Origin of the sequence: Vibrio halioticoli NBRC 102217 (assembly GCF_000496695.1) — a bacterium.
Lineage (GTDB): Bacteria > Pseudomonadota > Gammaproteobacteria > Enterobacterales > Vibrionaceae > Vibrio > Vibrio halioticoli.
This window is the reverse complement of the sequence record NZ_BAUJ01000047.1, coordinates 1-13,719: the sequence shown is the minus strand read 5'-3', so window position 1 is coordinate 13,719 and position 13,719 is coordinate 1. Positions and strand designations below refer to the sequence as shown.

The window sequence follows — 13,719 nt, the reverse complement described above, 5'->3', positions numbered from 1 at the left end:
GGTTTAAAGGCCGTAATTGCTTTATTAGCTAACCAATATAGACTGAGCCTGTGCTTTGAAACGTTCAGTACGCTATGCAATACAAAGGTGTGCTATATGCCACAACAGCCATTTACTCATTATGATTACTCTACAATCGCGGGTCTGGCTGATTTGAACGCTCAATAGCCTTGTGCTCTCATCGGTTTAAATAAGTCGATGAGACACACTTTACGTTATATAGATCATGCTTGTTCGCGGCTTAACTGGCGGATTTTATCTACATCAACACGCTCTTCTTTGCCATTTAAATACAATATCGATGGCTCTAGATCTTCGTTTTGCAGTGCCTCTGTCACTATGTTATCTGGGCTTATGGTGTAGCGCCCTATGACCTTTTCGTGTGGCCAATCTATGTCGTCGTAGGCAATATAAACCAGTTGCGAGCACACTATTTTGTCGGTTGTTTCTATGTCGTAGTTAAAGTCGTATTCCTTACCAATTTGGCGCAAGGTGGTAATGATGGTTGTTCTGCGCAGTTCATCACTTCGGTGTGTAGGAGTGATCACCAATAGATCATCAATGTTCATGAAGTGTTGTAGCGAGTTGAGTGCGACTCCTGAGCGCAGAGCTTCGGCGACTAACTTTCCTTGTTTGATTTCTTGGTGATATTGACTCACAACAGGATGATCCCAGATGCCTAAGTCTTTGATGTCTTGTTCAGTGCCAATCCAGATGGCGGCATGTCCCCAATAGCCTGGGATCATTTTATCAGTTAAGCGAAACGGTGTTTTCTCTAGCAGAATGTCGCCGGCTTTGAGTTGGCTTTTAATGGATTGTTCCACTGGTTCATTTTGGTATAAATAGCCTTTTCTAGATTCAAATAATCCGGTCACATTGCCGAAGAATTGGCTCAATCCGTTCACCGCAGCACTGTTTGTGGAGTTTACGCCATCACGAATGCTGTTACGGCGCTGTTGAGAGCGTTGGCTTATGAGCTCTTCGGGTGTGTAGCGTGGCAATGCCTTAAAGGATGGACTCTGCACTATTGAAAGGTATAAATACTCAATATCTTTGTCCATTATCTGCGGACGATAAGCCTCAATATTGAGATTAAAATAGTTAATTTGCTCGCGAATACGTTGAATATTGGATAGATCTAAGGCGTAGGCCGCATAGGCTTCAAGTGCGTTTTCTTGTTTGCCGTAACCTTTGTCTTCTCGGTTAAATGCACGGCGAATTTCTACATCATTGTTAGTAATATTGGCGGCGCTAAAGTAGGCATCGTATAAAGCTAAAATAGAGGCTAATTCCAGACTAAAAGCGGTAAAAGTGAACTGGTTATTTTCCTTAAAAGTGACTTGATACCAACATTCATTCGCGGCGACCAGTGATTCCAACACTTCAGACTGTTGGCTTTCTTTGGCAATAATGTCATTAATTTGATTAGTCAGTTTTGATGGAATCGGCTTCTCGTCACCACTTTCATAATACGCATTAATACTCGCTAACAGTGATTGCCTTTCAGTCAGTAGTTGTTCGTTTACGCCTTTATACTTTAGTAAGTCGTTTTTTAGCCAAGATTGCGAGTCATAATATAAAGTTGGCTCATCTTGCCACTGCGTTAATCGCGTGACGCATAGGGCTCTATCTTCACTTACTCCCGCTTTTAAATCGTAGCGAGAAGATGAACACCCCATCAGAGTTAGCAAGGAGATAACAAACACCATTAATTGACGACTCATGAGCACAACTCCTGCAGGCTAAAACCTTGCTGTTGCGGCACCTTGGCCTCGCGAATAAAGTAATTAAACTCCTCCATAGTCAGAGAGAGTGTTTTAAGGTGCGCTTTTAAACTTGAGTCGTTTTCATAGGATTCTTGATGGGCGTAATGTTGGGCTAAAGTCAGCAAATAGGTTGAGAAACTGCTATTGAGGGTTTCTTGATCAAAGGGTGGATAGCCACTTTCCCATTGCAAATAAAATTGGCGCTGCTGTTTTACCCACAGTTGCTGGCGATTTTCGCACACACCTTCGTGTAACTGCATGTTCTGTTTTACTTTTTTAGCGCGGCTGTCACTGTATGTAGATAAATAAAATGATTCATCCCAATTGGGGTTTACGTATTTTCGCATATCAACAGGCTGACTAAAGGACCAGCCACCAGCATTCTCAATATGTTGCAGTCGACACAAATCACGCGCCATTTCAAAGCCTTGATAGTTGGCTTCTAAATCTGCGTAAGAGTACACACCGACCACTTTAATGCCGAGCAAGCCTCCTTCCATTTTGGTTGCCCAAATAATCGATTTGGCTTGCGAAAACTCTTGGCTATCTTTCTGTATGGCCTTTAAATAACGCGCATAATATTCATATCCAGAGCCTAAAAAATGACTGATTTTATCCGTGCCAAAATAGACACCTGCCACATTCACCACATGATCTAAATCTGTTTTAACGCCAGCGGTGCGCATTACCGGTGAATAGATACTGTGCTGTGCATATTCGTCTAACGATGTATTATCGTCGGGTTGGCGGTCAACTAATTCACTTTGCTGCGCCCATAGCTCCATATCGGTATTGAGCGCTCCTCGGTGCTTTAAGGGATAACGTGTTGCGCCAAGGTCTTTCATGACTACTAGAGCAACCTGCTCACAAGTGAGTGATTGCTGTTTATTGCTCAGTTGTTGCAAGCTACTTTCAATATGTTGATTAAGGTAGTCATTAAACACTGCCTCACTGTTTTTTATTGTTTTCCCCCACGCGTAATAGTTGTCGACTTCGCCTGCCATGATGCTGGTAGGAAAAAGTAACATTACGCTCATAGTTTTATACATTGATAAATCCATTTAAAATATTTCATCCCTGCTTTAAATAAATCTCGTTTCCAATAAATTTATGCCGTTATGACATGCCCTATTCGCTATTAATAACGGCATGTCATAACTAAAATCATCGATAATGGTGCAATAAGCGACGATTACCAGTGGATGTTTAGGCCCGCTAATGGGCCTTGCATCACCACATCAATGGCATATTTATTGGAATCATCCTTACCATTATCAAAATCATAGCCCATTGCGCGATAGCCAAAAAATGCAGAGCCCCAATCCATGAAGCGGTAATCAACGATTGCTGATGTATTCCAAATAAAATCAGAGCCACCGCCGCCCACATCTCCTCTAAACACAAACTGCCATTTATCCGCAAATTGGGTTTTCACACGGCCGCCAACAAAACCATCGTACCAAGTATCACCTGTGCTAAGACTGGTAGGGAAAGGTAATGGCGCACCGGTAATGTTCATTGAAATATCTTGTTCTAAACGCCTGACGCCGGCCAATACTTCAAAGTTTGTGTTGTCCATTTTTCCTACAACGTAGCCAACACCAAGTTCACCCATTTGATTCTTAAAGGTAACATCAACCGTACCGCCAAATGGAGTCGTAGAGGATGGTGTTAGGGTCATATTTTGATACTCAGCAAACAGTATCAGATCCTTCTTTTGTGCTTCAAAATGGAAAGTAAACACCGCATCTAAATTACTTAGCAAATCGTTTTTAAAATCAAGATCAAGAGGTAATGAACCAGATCCCGCTTCGGCATTACCGTTTAAGTTTGATCCCCAAACAAATAAGGGGGCCAGCGAGAATTGCCAATCATCACTTTCGTTGGCAATACTGCTGGTACTGACCACACTGCATACCGCAAAACTAACAATACGAACATACTTGTTCATGGTTAACTCCTTTCATTATTGTAAAAAACACTGATTGGGTAGTGCTTGGTTATTTCTTTGTAAAACGGCGCAATAAGCTTCGATATATTTAACGTCTCGGCTAATTTGGTAGGCATTGCCAATATGTTGAATCGCTTTTTCTAGATTGACGCTTTCATAAGCAAGACCAGTCACAAACTGATATTGAGCATTATTTGGCGCAACCGTTAATAACTGTTCAAATGAGGCAATTGCCGCATCTAGCTTTTGTAGCCGAATATTCGCCAGCCCATATTGATATAATAATTGTTCATTATTGGGTTGACGCTTTAACCCTTGAGCTAATATGGACGTTGCTTGCTGCTGTTTATTTTGCGTGCGATACACATTATTGAGCTTTAAATACGGGGCAACAAAATTTGGCTCGACGATTATCGCTTGCAAATAATGTTGCTCAGCATCTTTTAAGTTCCCTTTTAACCACGCCACATCACCGATATTGCTGCGATTTGCTCCGCGATCACTGAGGTATTCTTGTATTTCGAGGTATTCAGATAGCACCTGATTGAGCAATGGATTTTTAGAGAGCTCGCTACTATCAAGATAGATAAGTGACGCAGCGGCCTCACTGCGAATCAGTAACACAGGATCATTTAGTAGCTGCTTTAAAACCAACTTTTGTTGCGCGATAGGCTGAGGGATCAGGGCATCTAACACGCCTTGACGTATGTATTGATTTGGATGATTGGACAATTTTTTAATGGCATTGAGACTATAAGGGTCGGCAAAATACTGCATTCTAGACAGCGCTGACGCTCGAATGATGGACGCTTGCTCTTCATCTAACGCAATATTAGCTAGTGCTTGGTTGGTGCTATTGTTGCCACTTTCGGCTTCAGAAAAAGCTAACGAAAAATGACTATTCGTTAACTTTTCATCGCGCTCAAACCACTGGTTAAGATGTTCACTTGCCCATTGATTACTCTGATCTTGATGGCAGTTAGTACAGGCATTCGGCGCGCCGGTTTTATCCGACAATTCGGGTCTAGGGATTTGAAAGCTATGATCTTTTCGCCAATCCACTTGCATGTAATTTTGCTCAACCATATGACAACTGGAGCATTTATCGGTTTCTAGACCTATTGGGTGATGTGCATGTTTTTCGGCGTTGTATTGCTCTGCGCTATGGCATTGTTGACAAAGCTGAGGCTCAGGCAGTTTTATCTTGGCGGTGTGCGGATTATGGCAATCACTGCAGGTTACTCCTGCTTTATGCATTTTTGATTGTAGAAAAGAGCCGTAAACATAGTCTTCATCAAAAATTTGCCCGTCGGGATAATACAAGTCTGAGCTGATTAAATTAAGTTTGTGTCGCTGTGAAAATTGCGGATGAAGACCGTCTTCATTAAGTTGAATACGACGACTATGGCACTGCGCGCAAACAGGGTCGCTGTTAATGTCTCGACCGGTTACGTCATAGGGCGTGGCGACTTTGTTGTCTTTGATATGTTGCGCAGAAGGCCCGTGGCACGCCTCACAGCCAACATTAATTTCTGACCAAGTGGTATTGTAACGATTGAGTTTTGAGTCATACCCTTTTTGCAAATTGGTTGAATGGCAGTCAGCACACATGTAATTCCAATTTTGCCCATGGTTTAACCAAAAAAAGTCATCGCTGGGTTTATCAAACTCAGGATATAAATGAAACCAACGCTGTCCACCGTCACTTTTATCGCGGGTATCCCATGCAAAAGGAATTAATTGCACCCGACCATCGGCAAACTCCACCATATATTGTTGTAAGGGATAAATAGCAAAGGTATAACTCACTTTATATTTATTAAATTGCCCTTGTTGATCTTTTAATGTCACCCAATATTGACCGTCTTCAATACTAAAATGATATTTCTCGCCTTTGAATAATACGGTCTGATTATCAAAGTTGCCTTTTACTGTTTGGCTATTTGCCTCTGCCATAGCATCAAAATGTTGTGATGTTTGCCATTGCTCATGCTCTTGTACATGGCAAGATTGGCAAACATCGCTTCCAACATATTCCGATGCAAATAACATCGATGAATAGCAGAAGAATAGAAGTAAAAAGACACGAAAAACAGCGGTTAGCATTGGGAGTTCAACCGTTAAGTAAGGTGGGTTGCCCCACCTATATTTGCTATTGATAAATCTCAGATTCAGGGAACCAGTGGCTCCAAATCATCCATGGCATACCAGAATATAAGTTGGCGCGAGTTAATTGCCCGCCATCATATTTCCCGTATGGGTCGACACTCACCTCTTGCCAATTTCGACTGTCATCGACTAGGTAAGCCGCTACGGTGTCAAATTCAGGGTATTGCACAAATAAAACATCTTGCGCAGGTAAATGAGCCACAAACTGTTGCTGCTTATCAAAATGACTTTGAGTCACGGCAACGGATTTACCATCAATGGTTACGCCCCATACTTGCTCGCCTGATTTCACCCTTGGATCGGGCTCATTCAGGGTAGGAAACATGGCTACGCCTTCATAATGCGGGATCAATGCGGTATCAAATAATTTGAGGGTTAGCTGATCAAACGCATTTGGCTTGTAATTAAAGACTTGTCCCTTTGGATACAAGGATTTAAATGCTTGCCACGTCATTCGTTGCACTGGGTATTGCTGCAACTGAGTTTGGCTATATTCTGCCGTGCCCGTCACCTGTTGAATAAGCTCGCCGCTGTTTCGGTCGGTGAAAATAAGGTTGTTATGAACCTGCGCGATAACTCTAAAATCCGTTTCTTGACCGTTCATTTTAGGGTTAAACGCCACTGGCAAATTACTTAACGCACAATAGGTCATCACGGTTTCTTGGCCGCCTATTTTATCACCCACGATATGGGGCAATTGCATCCAATCTCTTGGGTAGGCACGTGCATCGCCATTGATCTCTAGCACAAAGACATCGCTATCATTACTAAGCTTCTGATTGGCCTGCTCAACAGACATGAATTCCGCGCCATATTGCTGAGCTCTTAGCCAAAACTCGGGCGCAAAAATATTGATAACGAATAAACAGGCAACGATGGCTATACCATATAACCCAATCCATTTTTTACCCAGCAATGACCCTTTCAGGAGTAGATAAATCGCCACTACTGCTAATGCCACGATAAAGACATTTAGCGTAACGCGATATTCAAAATAGCTAAATACCCATTCCCTTGGCATATTTATCATTTGCCCAGCTTCGGTAAGGGCAATTGCACCAAACGCCCCCACCAGCAAGCTGATAATCGCTAATATAAACGCACTCTTTTTCATTACACTTCCCTTGGTAGTGATTGGCACTGAGATTGCTCTCAGCGCCATGAGTGATTATTTTTGCCAAGACATAAAGTCAGCAACCAGTTTCTTCGTTTCAGGTCGCAAGTTTTCTACGCCAGAATATGGCGTACCCTTGCCTAACGGTAAATGAGGGTATTTTTCGATAGTTAACATGTGACGTTTCATCATGTCTTGGAAAGATGCCCCAGACCACAATGCCATACCGATATGCGGGTTTTCTTCACGAGGGTCGCGATAGACATTAAATACCGGCGCGGCCGCACCCGGCATGCCCGGCGCTGGCATGTGCATTTTGAATTGGTCTTTCACTACCGCAGCTAAACGCGGGCCTTGATAGACATACACATAATCACGGCGACCATTTTTTTCGCCCTCTAGCAAAAGAGCGGTCTGGTTAATACCGTCAATGACGCGGTCACGAGGAATATACTCCGTTGCTTGAGCAATCGTGGCGATGGTGGTGTATAAATCACTCACATGGATAATGTCACTGGCAGCAGTGTTAGATGGAATCGCAGCAGGCCAACGAAAGTAGGCATCGGTACGGATACCACCTTCTAGGAAATCGGTTTTACCACCACGATAAATCAGCTCACTTAACCCTGATGGACCACCATAATGGTACATTAAGCCGTTATCAGCCATTAGGATAACCAGTGTATTATCGGCAATGCCTAATGCATCTAACTCAGTTAAAAACTCACCAAACCACGTATCTAGTAGCTGAAGTTTTTCCGCCATATAACCGCCATTTCGAGATACGTTTTGTTCATTGTCATGCACAAAGTTCAGCGGATACAGTGGCCAGTATTGCAAGTAAAAAGGTTTGTCTGCTTTAGAAAGTTGTTGCAGTTGATCTATCGCTTGCTCTTGATAGCGAACGTTCATGGCATGATAATCCGCTTGCGACCATTCATGTCCTGCCGGCATGTGCACTTCTCTGGCTTTTTGACCTTTGTGAGCTTCAAGTCCAGTAAGCATGCCTTTTGGTCGGAAGGTGTCATCAATAATAAAATCGTTGTTTTGCATTGAATCATGCCAACCAAACAGATTATTCGCTTTTGATGCTTCTTTGGTCATTAGCGAAAGCTGCACCTGTTGATGCGCAGGAAATGCGGCAAAATCAAAACCTTGGTTATGAGGGAAAGACTGCTCTATGTCTCCTTGGTGCCATTTACCAATGTGCGCAGTGCTGTAACCGGCTTCAGATAGTACCTCGGCAATGGTCACTTCTTCTTTTGATAACCCTTCACCAACTAAAGTCACTTTTACTTCACTTGAACCACTGCGGATTGGATGACGACCTGTCATCATAGCGGCGCGTGTTGGTGTACAAGATGGCTCAGTGTACATTCGCTCCAACGACAAACTTTCGTTGGCAAATTGGTTGATGTTTTCGGTGTTCACCCCCATCACATGGTTCATTTTGCGGTTGCCCATTTGGCCATAGCTCAAATCATCAACCAGCATATAAATGATATTGGGACGTTTACCGCCATTCTTCTCACGGATTTCAGCCAGTTTCGCCTCGATCTGTTTATCTTGTGCTTGCCACTTTTCTCCGTGTTGCGCTTCTAAAACCCCGAATTGCGCATCGTACACAATCCCTTTCGCCATTACCGCTGTGCTGCCTGCCAACAAGCAACTCAACGTTAACATTCCCTGTATTTTCATTTTTATTCCCTCGGCTAACTGTTGCACAGATTAATTGTAAAAATGAATGTTATTTCTTAACAAACCAATTACTTGTATTAACATTCTATATTAGAATGTGAAATGAAATATCATTAATCTGCCAACTTAATTTTAGAGAGAACATGCAACCACAAGCAACGCCCCTTTTGCACTCAATCGCCATTCCAAGCGTTGAGTTATTGAATGAATCTCTCAAGCCATGGGGGCTTGATTTTATTCAGTTAGAAAAAGGCATTTTTCATACTCACTTAACGCAACTGCAGTTGCCACAAGCGGTATTACAAAAGATTTCGTTTGATAAACAAGTTTGGCAACGAGGCGTCGCCCCTGCAGAGTGTTTAAATATTGGGATAATGACCCAACACACTGGGCCTATTTGTTGGAACAACGCGCCAATCCAGTTGGACACGTTAGAGGTTTTTAGCAGTAGTGATGGCTTTGACGTGATTTCCCCCGCTGGGTTCGAAGCGTACACTTTCTCGGTGCACAAAAGCGTAGTTGAGAGTTATATTGAAAAAAGTAAGCTATTAATTGATTGTGATTTGTTATTAAACTCACACCAAATACACCTTTGTACGCCTCAATATATTGATGGGTTAACTCGAATATTTTCGCATATGCTTAGCGAAACATTTAGCTGTCAGTCTCCCCTTGCGCAAACCCAAACCGTGTTAGATTTAACCAACGACTTGCTTTTGCAGCTAGAAACGAAAACCATTTTTAAGCAAAGAACGAGTAAAACTCCAAGAGATAAAGTCATTAAACGTGCGCTCGATTATATACTGGAAAATATTCACTCCCCTATTAACCTCAGCGAAATTTGCGCAATCACCCACACCAGTTTACGCACTCTAGATCGATGTTTTAAAGAGAAATTTCAAGCCTCACCAAAAACTATCATCATTGCACTTAGACTGCATGCCTTTAGAAAAATGCTCATTTCGCACCCTGAGCAAAAAATTTATCAGACAGCTAGCTTGTGTGGTTTTTGGCACATGGGAAAATTAAGCGAAGATTACTTCAGCATGTTTGGCGAGTTACCTAGCCAAACTAGGCGAGCTGCCGAGCATGCGCCTAGAAAGAGGTTAACGGTAAGTTAGAGTAAGTGATAATACTTACAGCGACGATCTATAGATTGCGACCATAACAAAACCAGCCTTTTCAGACTGGTTTTTGTTTGTCATACCCTAACACTCAGAACTAACTGTTGTGATGATGAGTAATTGGATCTACTAAGTGATTGTCCATCTGATCATGGGCATTATGGTTACCATCGTGGCTACCTGTATCCGCCAGATCGTGATGCTTAACATCATGATTATGTTTATGACCCTTATGATCATGCTTATCCTCAAGTGGATTAGCAAAAGCATCATGCCCGTGTTGCTGAGCATGTTTTGGATCTTGGAAATCATCCGCCAGTGGATTGTGCGCAAAATGTTTGTGGGTATGAAGATGGTCATCCCCATGTTTGTTATGCTCAATCTTCACATCTTTCGCATCCACACCCACCATATTCAGATAGTGACTCGCACTGTCTGATACGCTTGCGCCTTGCGTATTACTTGCCACAGGGGCAGGAGACGCCGCAGACGTATCATGATGCTGCTGCGCAGGTTGTGCATGTGCTTGTACCATATCTAGGTATGGGTTGCTCGTTGCCGCTACGTTATGGGTTGAAGCGTCATGTTGGTCATGAGTTGTTGTGGCGACGCTTGGCATATCATCTGGCGCGTCGTATTGCTCTGGCGCTGTGATGGTGACCGTTGGGACGTCGTCTGGTTCGTCGCTCTGGTCGTGTACGATTGGTAATCCACTATAACTACCAATGTTTTTAACCTCACCTTTTGCCATATCATCTTTCGCATCTTTATTCAGATAAATAGATAGTGGATGGGTCAACTGCGTATGTCCATCAGGCGCGTAAGCGTTCACCTCAATATGAAATGTGAATTGATCAGTACCTATCTTTGGAGTACGTACAAACAAACCAAGTGCAATCTGTCCTTGTGTTATATCTTGAAGACCACTAATAGTACCACTACCATCTGTCTTAAGAATTGAATGCCAACCAGTATGAGATATAGGATCGTCAAAATAACCAACTTGTGTTCCTGGGGTTGTAGAACCACTTTTGCTTTCCACTGTAAACTGATATATCACCCCTTCAACATGGTGGCGTAAGTGCACTGATTGACCTAAATCAAAACGCCAATATGTATGACCATCATGCTCATAGGCATAGCTATCATGGCGGTACTTAGTAGTATCTTTAAAATCATTATTACCATCTGCATTATTAGCATCACTACCACCAGTACTACTATCATAAATAAGAGCCTAATCTTTAAATGTCGGATTTACTGGTTCATCCTTGCCCGTAATAAGCACATCAATTGGCACTTTGACACCCGAGTTACTTACAACTTCAAAATGCTCAACCAAGGCATTCTTACCTTCATGAATAAGCCCTGATTGTAAAAGCTCTTCTGTTATCTGGTAGGTTGAGTGCGTTGTACCTTGATGTGAAGAAATAAATTCATCAATCTTCACATCCGCATTTAACTCTTGAACTGCACGCTGATCATTGTTGGCATGATATGCCCAAGTACCATCTTTTTGGAGTTCAAGATCACCATAACGTCCATGAATAATCTGCGCTTGGAAAGCTAAGTGACTATGGCTAGGGTTAATTCCGCCCTGCGCTATTGCACCGTTGATATCAGCCGACGCGGTTAACATATGACCGTTACTTTTATCGAACGTAACATCTTCGACAAGGTGTATACCCGAGCCTGCTTTAGTCGGTATTGCGAAACTAACATCAAACTCTTTAGCGAGACTTTGTTCTTGGCCTTGATGCTCGGTCGTCGTAGCATGCAATCGCACTGATTTTAGCCCTTGATAGTTCTCATTAAATCGAAGACTAAACTGTTTAAGCTCTGCGTTGGTATATGGCTGATGTGTTGTTGGATTGTTGCCAATATCCCAGTGTGTATTTCCTGCAGAACCTATTAAGGCAATTTTATGACCATTATTATCAAATAGGCTCATACCCTGATGGCCATCCACAAAAATATGTAGATCTTCCGAACCATCAGTATCAGGGTGAGTGACACTTAAATCTAGGTCGTAACATAACTCTGTTGGAGTACTCATTGTCGACGCTGATAATGTATGATTCGTAATATTAAATACTGGTTTAGATGCCCCTGCTATTACATTAATAACATCGTGATGACCACTTGAATTTACACCATGGGAATCTGTTACATGATAAGCAATCTTGGCCACTGCATGAGCTTTATCAAAAGTATCATCAATGACATATCGCACATGATTTTGATGTCCATGCTGATGATGATTTCTAGGAGAATTAGTACCTATCTCTGTTAAAGGTATGATCTCACCATCTTTGGCTGCAACCCAATTCCCATGCTTATACACCTCAACATGACCATTGCCATATGTCGCTTTTTCAAGCACCACATTCGCAACACTATCACCGTCTGAAGTATTTGTATCTTTAGGGTCACCAAAGTCTTGAAGTAACAATGATATAGATTGTGTCCCTTCATTCACATTACGATGAAAGTCCGTTGCTGTTGGTGCATCATTGACCCAGTCTAGGGTACTTATTGCATTGTTCCCAGCCACATCCGTGACGCTTACCGTATAAGTGTGTTTATCACCTTTTAAATCATGCTGTAAAGTATATCCCCAACTACCATCAGTATGATGAACAAATCCCGCAGGTAACCCTTTTTCCCATTGACCCGATGCATCTATGTGACCCCAAATATTATTTTCATTTTTAACCGCAGTCCCTAAAGATGTTTTGCCATCTATTAGCTCTACCTTCCACATATTATCTGAACGACTAATACCTGAAATATGCAGTTCAGGACGAAGCGAATGACCTTGATGACCGTTAGTATTTGTAAATGACAACGTTGGCGTATCAATATGAGTATCAATAGTGACTGTTAAATCTCCGCTTTTACCCACATTGCCATGATCATCATGGATTTCAGCATGATAAACGTGCTCCCCATCCATATGGCCAACCCCATTTACAAGATGAGCATCTTCATCAAAATGATAAGCACCCGCTTTAAATTGATCATACGAATGACCTGGTTGCACTTGCGATAGTGTGTGGCTATTTTTATCTCCAACTTCATAGGTCTGCCCTTTGAACTCGTCATATGCATGAAGCGTTTCATGGCTTTTATCTAACTTATCTGCTCTAAATGCCACTCTTGGAGATCCATCTGGAGAAATTAAATCGTGATCACTTCGTCCAGAAGTAGCATGATGAGATGAGTTTTTACCGTCTGATGTATGGGTTAGATCGGGCGTACCTGGTTTATGCACAAGTGTATCTAAGTGTGCATGTGTCATTACTGAATTACTTGTATTACCCGTTTTGTCTGTAGCCGTTGCAGTTACATTCAGTAGTGTATTATCACCTACAGTAAATGGGCTAATATGACTATGGGCAACCACTACCCGAGCACCATTACCATCGACTAGATCCGTTAACAAATTCACAATCAATGAGTAATTTTCCCCTGAATGTGTTGCCCCACTTAACATAGAAGCCGCAACATGGTACGTATGTGTGCCATCAGAAATAACTATATCATCAAGAGTGGCTCCTGCCTCTAGCGTGCCATGCAAATGAACCTGCTGCTGCTCTGCAATATTGATAAAACCATCACCCAAGTGATGTGTTGAGTGTTTAGTCCCCCCATCATCAAGTGCCACTGTTACCTGAGCTTGACTGTCCACTGTTGGTGTAGAAGTGTTTTGAACGCTGTTACCCGCGACATCCACAACCGTTACGGTAAAGGTTGGCGTAAAGCCATCTGGAAGATTGGCGGCGCTCAGCTCTGATGCTGGAATATGCGCATTCCAAGTTCCTGCGGTTTGACCTGCCGTTACCTGCGTTATTGCGTTGGCATCGGTCACGGTGTGCGTAGTGCCCTTGTAATCTG

9 protein-coding genes are annotated in these 13,719 nt (G+C 42.5%); 1 reads left to right on the top strand and 8 read right to left on the bottom strand.

The window, feature by feature from the left end; all coding sequences use genetic code 11:
• Positions 1-224 precede the first annotated feature (224 nt).
• From VHA01S_RS13220 to VHA01S_RS13195, 6 genes are all read right to left on the bottom strand, one after another.
• Positions 225-1,724 (bottom strand): YiiX/YebB-like N1pC/P60 family cysteine hydrolase, encoded by a 1,500-nt coding sequence (locus VHA01S_RS13220; protein ID WP_023404868.1) that lies wholly within the window; start codon positions 1,722-1,724, stop codon positions 225-227.
• Positions 1,721-2,815: a hypothetical protein gene (locus tag VHA01S_RS13215; protein ID WP_119006082.1), complete on the bottom strand. Its 1,095-nt coding sequence runs from the start codon at positions 2,813-2,815 to the stop codon at positions 1,721-1,723. Before VHA01S_RS13215 ends, VHA01S_RS13220 begins: the two co-directional genes overlap by 4 nt.
• A gap of 143 nt (positions 2,816-2,958) precedes the next feature.
• Positions 2,959-3,717, bottom strand: a complete 759-nt coding sequence (locus VHA01S_RS13210; protein WP_023404866.1) for a hypothetical protein — start codon at positions 3,715-3,717, stop codon at positions 2,959-2,961.
• A gap of 15 nt (positions 3,718-3,732) precedes the next feature.
• On the bottom strand, positions 3,733-5,769 hold the full coding sequence (locus VHA01S_RS13205) for a multiheme c-type cytochrome (RefSeq protein WP_023404865.1): 2,037 nt from the start codon (positions 5,767-5,769) through the stop codon (positions 3,733-3,735).
• Between the two features lie 100 nt (positions 5,770-5,869).
• On the bottom strand, positions 5,870-7,000 hold the full coding sequence (locus VHA01S_RS13200) for a DUF3179 domain-containing (seleno)protein (RefSeq protein ID WP_023404864.1): 1,131 nt from the start codon (positions 6,998-7,000) through the stop codon (positions 5,870-5,872).
• Positions 7,001-7,054: 54 nt separating this feature from the next.
• Complete coding sequence (locus VHA01S_RS13195; RefSeq protein ID WP_039970943.1) at positions 7,055-8,698, bottom strand: sulfatase-like hydrolase/transferase; 1,644 nt, start codon at positions 8,696-8,698, stop codon at positions 7,055-7,057.
• 143 nt (positions 8,699-8,841) lie between these two features.
• Between VHA01S_RS13195 and VHA01S_RS13190 the strand changes: the two genes are divergently transcribed.
• On the top strand, positions 8,842-9,819 hold the full coding sequence (locus VHA01S_RS13190; protein ID WP_023404862.1) for a helix-turn-helix domain-containing protein: 978 nt from the start codon (positions 8,842-8,844) through the stop codon (positions 9,817-9,819).
• A 100-nt stretch (positions 9,820-9,919) separates the two neighbouring features.
• Here VHA01S_RS13190 and VHA01S_RS13185 read toward each other — a convergent pair whose 3' ends face one another.
• Both VHA01S_RS13185 and VHA01S_RS13180 read right to left on the bottom strand, forming a co-directional pair.
• A complete protein-coding gene (locus VHA01S_RS13185; protein ID WP_023404861.1) occupies positions 9,920-10,909 on the bottom strand; it encodes a RodZ family helix-turn-helix domain-containing protein in 990 nt (329 codons plus the stop codon).
• Positions 10,910-11,059: 150 nt separating this feature from the next.
• The coding region (locus VHA01S_RS13180) for a VCBS domain-containing protein (protein WP_023404860.1) at positions 11,060-13,719 on the bottom strand (2,660 nt) is incomplete at its 5' end.

Bases quoted from the DNA above. Each gene is read 5' to 3' on its own strand.
- VHA01S_RS13215 (WP_119006082.1), bottom strand. From the start codon at position 2,815: ATGTATAAAACTATGAGCGTAATGTTACTTTTTCCTACCAGCATCATG.
- VHA01S_RS13190 (WP_023404862.1), top strand. From the start codon at position 8,842: ATGCAACCACAAGCAACGCCCCTTTTGCACTCAATCGCCATTCCAAGC.
- VHA01S_RS13210 (WP_023404866.1), bottom strand. From the start codon at position 3,717: ATGAACAAGTATGTTCGTATTGTTAGTTTTGCGGTATGCAGTGTGGTC.
- VHA01S_RS13195 (WP_039970943.1), bottom strand. From the start codon at position 8,698: ATGAAAATACAGGGAATGTTAACGTTGAGTTGCTTGTTGGCAGGCAGC.
- VHA01S_RS13205 (WP_023404865.1), bottom strand. From the start codon at position 5,769: ATGTTATTTGCATCGGAATATGTTGGAAGCGATGTTTGCCAATCTTGC.
- VHA01S_RS13220 (WP_023404868.1), bottom strand. From the start codon at position 1,724: ATGAGTCGTCAATTAATGGTGTTTGTTATCTCCTTGCTAACTCTGATG.
- VHA01S_RS13200 (WP_023404864.1), bottom strand. From the start codon at position 7,000: ATGAAAAAGAGTGCGTTTATATTAGCGATTATCAGCTTGCTGGTGGGG.